Source organism: Streptomyces sp. NPDC004051 (assembly GCF_053604275.1).
In genome coordinates, this window is the sequence record NZ_JBSGHG010000077.1 from 1 (window position 1) to 6,247 (window position 6,247).

General features: G+C 72.5%; 7 protein-coding genes. 5 read left to right on the forward strand and 2 right to left on the reverse strand.

From position 1 onward, the window contains the following. Window positions 1-102: 102 nt before the first annotated feature. Both ACWEQO_RS34475 and ACWEQO_RS34480 read left to right on the forward strand, forming a co-directional pair. Window positions 103-1,167, forward strand: coding sequence for a hypothetical protein (locus ACWEQO_RS34475; protein ID WP_452986461.1), 1,065 nt, complete (start codon window positions 103-105; stop codon window positions 1,165-1,167). Then, window positions 1,164-2,291, forward strand: a complete 1,128-nt coding sequence (locus ACWEQO_RS34480; protein ID WP_452986462.1) for a hypothetical protein — start codon at window positions 1,164-1,166, stop codon at window positions 2,289-2,291. Before ACWEQO_RS34475 ends, ACWEQO_RS34480 begins: the two co-directional genes overlap by 4 nt. A 73-nt stretch (window positions 2,292-2,364) precedes the next feature. Here ACWEQO_RS34480 and ACWEQO_RS34485 read toward each other — a convergent pair whose 3' ends face one another. After that, a complete protein-coding gene (locus ACWEQO_RS34485) occupies window positions 2,365-3,957 on the reverse strand; it encodes a Na+/H+ antiporter (protein WP_452986463.1) in 1,593 nt (530 codons plus the stop codon). A gap of 60 nt (window positions 3,958-4,017) precedes the next feature. On the opposite strand from ACWEQO_RS34485, the gene ACWEQO_RS34490 reads away from it, so the two are divergent. Then, complete coding sequence (locus tag ACWEQO_RS34490; protein ID WP_361462362.1) at window positions 4,018-4,278, forward strand: UBP-type zinc finger domain-containing protein; 261 nt, start codon at window positions 4,018-4,020, stop codon at window positions 4,276-4,278. Window positions 4,279-4,360: 82 nt separating this feature from the next. Here ACWEQO_RS34490 and ACWEQO_RS34495 read toward each other — a convergent pair whose 3' ends face one another. Continuing rightward, complete coding sequence (locus tag ACWEQO_RS34495; protein WP_452986464.1) at window positions 4,361-5,224, reverse strand: RecB family exonuclease; 864 nt, start codon at window positions 5,222-5,224, stop codon at window positions 4,361-4,363. 300 nt (window positions 5,225-5,524) lie between these two features. On the opposite strand from ACWEQO_RS34495, the gene ACWEQO_RS34500 reads away from it, so the two are divergent. Next, entirely contained in the window at window positions 5,525-6,079 is a 555-nt protein-coding gene (locus ACWEQO_RS34500; RefSeq protein ID WP_361462401.1) for a crossover junction endodeoxyribonuclease RuvC, read from the forward strand. After that, window positions 6,076-6,247 (forward strand): OB-fold domain-containing protein (locus ACWEQO_RS34505; protein WP_452986465.1); only part of this gene is annotated, 172 nt, incomplete at its 3' end. The genes ACWEQO_RS34500 and ACWEQO_RS34505, both read left to right, overlap by 4 nt.

The window sequence follows — 6,247 nt, forward strand, 5'->3', positions numbered from 1 at the left end:
ACCCCCCGGGCCATGCGTTCGACAGGGGGGACCAGTCATGCCGGCTCCAGAGGCCGGGAGCCCCATTGCGGGGCCACGAAAAAGGTAATGGGGGGAGATGTCATGGCTGACCGCACGAAAAAGCGCCTGGGCATCTTGGGCGGAGTGCTCGCGGGTGCGGTGGTGGCGGGTGGTTTCGGCCTGTACGCCACGAACAGCGGTCCTTTCCGGAGCAGTTACTGCTGGGGTGCCTGGGAGGAGAACAGCGGCGCGTCGTTCCTCGGTGACGAGGCGCTCGCGAAGTCCGCTTCCAGGCGCAGGGGAAGCGAGTCCGAGCCGCCCTCCGCCGACCACCCGCGCGGGACCTGTCGGGTCGTGGTGTCCTCGACCGTCGAGGACGACGACTCGGATGAGCCGTTGACGTTCGACGAGCGGGTCACCGTCGACTACGGTCCCGTTCCGGCGGGAGCGGAGGAACGCCGTGCCTGGCTGGCGCAGAACTTCCACGGCTCCGCCGCTCCGCTGCCGGACGGTCTCGACGGCCTGGTGGCCGGCGACCGGGCCGTGCTGGTGCTGCCGCAGGCGTGCGACGTGGACGGCAGACCATCGGTGGTGACGATCCGTGGTGAAAGACGGGCTGACGGCCACCTGGGCAGGCGGGCCATGCCGTTCACCATCGGCACGTACTCCGCGGTCACCCGCATGCTGCTGGACGTGGCCAACACGGGGATGGCCCGCGCGGGGTGCGCGCCGGAGGAGCCGCTGCACACCCGGTCGCCGCTCGTCACCCTCGCGGAGGAGAACGAGCGCGCGGACGATCCGTTGTGCCGTGTCCCGGGCGTGGGCTTGGAACTCGACAGGGTGCCGAACTACCGGCAGCAGGTGGGGGCCGTGACGCAGCGACTGCAGACCTGTTCGGTCGTGTGGAGCTCCCCCGGGGAGCCGGACGAGCCGGTCGCGCAGTACGTCATGGCGGGCGGGCCGCGGATGACCGCGGTGTTCGGCGGGCTGCCGGAGGGACGCGGCCAGGGCCTGGTCCGCACCACCTGCGACGGCCTCGAGTTTGTGTTCTACGGGCACGCCCAGGGCGCCGCCGCAGTCGACAAGGCCGTTGTGGAGCGGTCGTTCGAGAACTTCGTCGCGTCCGTGGGCAACCGCGTCGGGTGCGGGAGAGGGGGCCGGCCGTGACGACCGGCGAGAACGACGAGGCCGCCCGGGCCGGAACGCCGTGGTTGCGTCGTCTCCTGCGCAACCGCACCGTGCTCGCCGCCACCGCCGCCGGGCTCGTCGGCGCGTTGCTCGGGGCGGGGACGGTGGCCTGGCGCACGGACACACTCCCGCTGCTGAAGCCCGACCCCTGCTGGGACTCCCTCGGCGACGGCAGTGTCTCCGCGCTGTTCGGCGACCGCCGGCTGGAAGTCGAGGAGCAGGAGCTCCGGCGCGACCCGAGCCCCGCCGCGCTCTCGTACGGGCAGTGCCGGATCACCAGCTTCAAGGACGAGAAGACGCTCCGGCGAGCGGTCGTGCGGGTGCACACCCTCGACGGCCTGTACGGCACCGACGGCCGCAACTGGCCGTCCGAGTTCCTTTCCAGCCGCATGGTCAAGCTGGGTGCCGACCTGCCGGGCATGGTCTCCGCGTCACGTGCCTGGCTCGCCCTGCCGCAGAGCTGCGTGGGGCGCCCGGACATGCTGAGGGGCGCCACCGTCGTCGACGTGGCGCTGGGCGAGCACGACTTCGACACGCCGGTCCAGCACGACGAGAAGGACCGCGATGCCATGGCCCGCGTGGTCGTCGACGCGGCCAATGGCGTCATCCGCGAACTCGGCTGCCACGGCGCCTACCGGGCGCCGGAGGAACTGCCCGGCTTCCCCGGCTGGGAGAAGGTGAAGCCGGAGGCCTTCTGCGGGGTGAAGGGCCTTGAGCTCCCGAGCCGGTACCGCACATCGCTGAAGGTCAACCGTGTCGGTGGTGAGGGCGGTGCGGCCCGGACCTGTGAGGCGGGCCCCGACGCCCGCCCGAAGACAAGGATGTCGACGGTCGTCGACCCGACGGTGGCCGAGATCTATTCACTGGAGTTGCGCAACGGCGGCGACCGCGTCGACGGGACGAAGGGAAGCGGGGTGATCAGCCCGACCCGCGCCGCTCACCGACTGTCCTGCCAGACGGGCCAGGTGGTCATGACAGTGGAAAACCTCGACCCGCACGGCGACGACGAGAACTTCGTCAGGGACCTGCTGCCCGGTTACGTGGAGGCGGAGTCCGAGCGCATCGGCTGCGGCTCGGTCAAGGTGAAGCTCCCGGCGCCCTGACCGGGCACGGCGGTCGTCACAAGGCCTACAAGGCCTACGAGGCCACTCCTTCCCGTGAGCGCGGGGAGTCGTTCTATGCCGTCTCCCGATAGGCCGCCGCCTCCTCCAGGTCCAGCCGCCGCAGCAGGGTGCGCAGCATCTCGTCGTCGAGGTAGCGGGCGTCGCGGAGTCTGACGAAGACGTCACGCTCCGCGCTGATCACCTCCCGCGACAGCCGCCGGTAGGTGTCGTCCACGGATTCCCCGGTGATCGGGTTGGCCTGGCCCAGACGTTCCCAGACGGCGTTGCGGCGGCGCTCCAGGACGGTGCGCAGACGGTCGGCGAGCGGGGCCGGAAGAGCGTTGCGCTCGTCGGACAGGAGCTCGTCCAGCCGCTGCTCGGCGATCCGCGAGGCCTGCGCCTGGGCGTTGGCCTCCGCGAGGGTCTCGGCCTGGACGTCGCGCCCCGGGAGCTTCAGCAGGCGGATCAGCGGGGGCAGCGTCAGCCCCTGCACCACCAGCGTGCCGATGACCGTGGTGAAGGTCAGGAAGAGCAGCAGGTTGCGCTGCGGGAAGTCGGCGCCGTCGATGGTGAGCGGGATCGAGAAGGCGATGGCCAGCGAGACCACGCCGCGCATGCCGGCCCAGGCGATGACGAACGGCGCCTTCCAGCCGGGTCTCCCCTCGCGTTCCCGGATCCGGGCCGACAGCAGCGGCGGCAGAAAGGTGGCCGGGTACACCCACACGAACCGCGCGACGACGACCACCGCGAAGACGGCCAGCGCGTACCGGAGGGCCTCGGCGCCCGTGTACTCCCCGAGCCCTTCGAGGACGATCGGCAGTTGCAGTCCGATGAGCGCGAACACCGCGGCCTCCAGGACGAACGCGACCATCCTCCACACCGCCCCCTCCTGGAGCCGGGTGGCGAAGTCGACCTCCCACGCGCGGTGTCCCAGGAAGAGCGCGACGACCACGACCGCGATGACCCCGGAGGCGTGCACCTGCTCGGCGGCGGCGTAGGCGACGAACGGGATCAGCAGGGAGAGCGTGTTCTGCAGCAGCGCCTCCTTCACATGGGTGCGCAGCCAGTGCAGCGGAACCATCAGCACCAGACCGAACACGAGGCCGCCGAACGCCGCGAGCAGGAACTCGCCGACCCCCCCGGCCCAGGTCGCGCCCTCGCCGACGGCCGCCGCCAGGGCCACCCGGAACGCGGTGATCGCGGTGGCGTCGTTCAGCAGGGACTCGCCCTGGAGGATCGTGGTGATCCGGGACGGCAGTCCGACCCGGCGCGCCACCGCCGTCGCCGCGACCGCGTCCGGCGGGGCCACCACGGCACCGAACACCAGGGCCGCGGTGAGCGACAGGCCCGGCACGATCAGGTACAGGGCCCAGCCGACGACGAAGGTCGCGAACAGCACGTACCCCACCGACAGCAGCGCGACCGGCCGCAGCTGCGCCCGCAGACCGAGGTAGGAACTGTCGAGGCCAGCCGTGTACAGCAGCGGGGGCAGGATGAGCGGAAGGACGATGTGCGGGTCGAGCGTGTAGACGGGCACGCCGGGCACGTAGCTGACCGCGAGGCCGGCGGCGACCACCAGCAGCGGGGCCGGCACCGGAGTGCGTCTGGCGGCGGCGGACACCGCGGCACTGCCCGCCACCAGCAACAGCAGCGACATCACGTCCATGTCGTGCCCACCCCCGAATCTCCGCGCTGTGATCCGTGCAACAGTCGTAATCTGGCCATCATGAAACAGTGCACGCACGCCGACGCGCTGCCGCTCCCGGAACCCGCCCCGCTCACCGATACGTGTCCGGAGTGTCTGCGGGACGGCACGGATCCGGTGCAGTTGCGTCTGTGTCTCAGCTGCGGCCACGTCGGCTGCTGCGACTCGTCGCTGGGACGGCACGCGACGGGGCACCACCGGGAAACGGGCCACCCCGTGATACGGACCCACGAGCCCGGAGAGGACTGGCGCTGGTGCTTCGTCGACCAGGTGCTCGTGTGACCGGACGGTTCGGCCGTCCGGCGCCCGGTCACACCGATCCGGCGCCCGCTCTTCCCGCTGGTCGTCGACGGCCCGGCGGGCGTCAGGCCAGGGGGTAGGGCGGCGGGGTGCCGCCGAACGCCGGGCAGAAGGCCTGATAGCCGCACCAGTCGCAGAGCCGGCTCGGGCTGGGTCGCCACTCGCCCGTCGCCACCGCCCGCTGGATCGCCGCCCACAGCGCCCGCAGCTTCCGCTCCACCGCCCGCAGGTCCGCCTCGTCCGGGTCGTACGTCACCACGTCGCCGCTGCCCAGGTAGACCAGTTGGAGGCGACGCGGAACCACCCCGCGCCGCCTCCACAGCACCAGGGCGTAGAACTTCATCTGGAACATGGCCCGGTACTCGAAGTCCGGCGGGGGCGCCCGGCCGGTCTTGTAGTCCACCACGCGGACCTCGCCGGTCGGGGCGACGTCCACCCGGTCGATGATCCCGCGCAGTTCGAGGCCCGACTCCAGCACCGTCTCCACGTGCAGCTCGCGCCCGGCGGGCTCCAACCGGTTGGGGTCCTCCATCAGGAAGTACCGGTCGAGCAGCTGTTCCGCCTCGGCCAGCCAGGCGGCCAGCGACGCGCCGTCCGCGTCCTCGGGGAAGAGGTCGGCCAGCTCGGGCCGCCTGCCCAGCAGCCGCTCCCACTCCGGGCGCAGCAACGCGCGGGCCCGGCCCGGAGTGCGCTGCCCGGCCGGCGCGTCGAAGAGCCGCTCCAGCACCGCGTGCACCACGGCGCCCCGGGCCGCCGCCTGGTTCGGTGGCTCCGGCAGTCTGTCGATCACCCGCAGCCGGTAGCGCAGCGGGCAGGTCATGAAGTCGTCCGCACGCGACGGCGACAGCGACGACGGCCTCCTCGGGGTGGGCCGAGGCGTGGTGGGCGGGGCCGCCTCCGATGCGGCGGAACTCTCGGACGGAGGCATACTCCGACCCTACGCCGGGCCCTCCTCGGGTCCACCGGACCGGTTTCGAGGCGCCCGAGGGGATCGGACCGGCCGGCTCCTGGCGGCCACACCTTCCCTCGCACACCAGTTCGAGTTACCATTGAGTCTGGTTGAGCCGGATATGTCGCACCTCTCTGCGCCGCCGGCTGGAGCCCACGGAAGATCTCCCCATGCCCGCTCCGCACTCGCAGGGCGGACCCGCCGTCCGACCGGCGCGACCACGACCCTCTGCGCAGACTTGGCTCGATCATGAAGACTCCACCCCTCGGGGAGGGCGCCGTGCGGGTGCTCGGCGTGGACCCCGGACCGGCCCGGTGCGGCCTCGGGGTGGTCGACGGAACCCCCGGACGGCCGCTCACGGTGACGGCCGCCGGCGTCCTCCGCACCCCGGCGGACGCGGACCTCGGCCACCGCCTCCTCCTCGTCGAGCGCGGCATCGAGCGATGGCTGGACGACTACCGGCCCGGAGCCGTGGCCGTGCAGCGGGTGTTCAGCCGGTCCGACGTGCGCACCGTGATGGGCGCCGCCCAGGCGAGCGCGGTCGCGATGCTGTGCGCGACCCGGCGAGGTCTGCCCGTCGCCTGGCACACCCCCGGCGAAGTGAAGGCCGCCGTCACCGGCAGCGGAGGCGCCGGCGAGGCCCGGCCCGGCACGATGGTCGCCCGGCTGCTGCGGCTCGACGCCCCGCCCGAGCCGGCCGACGCCGTCGACGCCCTGGCGCTCGCCGTCTGCCACATCTGCCGCGCCCCGGCGCTGAACCGCCCGCAGCGGGCGCATGCCTCCCCCCGCTCCGCTCCCGCACTCGCACGACGTCGGAAGGACACGGTCCGATGATCGCCTTCGTCAGCGGCACGGTCGCCGCGCTCGCCCCCGACGCCGCGGTCGTCGAGGTCGGCGGCGTCGGCACGGCCGTGCAGTGCACGCCCAACACCCTGTCCGGGCTGCGCGTCGGCGCGCCCGCCAGGCTCGCGACGTCCCTGGTGGTGCGCGAGGACTCGCTCA

Excerpts from the sequence above, each read along its gene's own strand:
- ACWEQO_RS34475 (WP_452986461.1), top strand. The coding sequence starts at position 103 with ATGGCTGACCGCACGAAAAAGCGCCTGGGCATCTTGGGCGGAGTGCTC.
- ACWEQO_RS34490 (WP_361462362.1), top strand. The coding sequence starts at position 4,018 with ATGAAACAGTGCACGCACGCCGACGCGCTGCCGCTCCCGGAACCCGCC.
- ACWEQO_RS34495 (WP_452986464.1), bottom strand. The coding sequence starts at position 5,224 with ATGCCTCCGTCCGAGAGTTCCGCCGCATCGGAGGCGGCCCCGCCCACC.
- ACWEQO_RS34485 (WP_452986463.1), bottom strand. The coding sequence starts at position 3,957 with ATGGACGTGATGTCGCTGCTGTTGCTGGTGGCGGGCAGTGCCGCGGTG.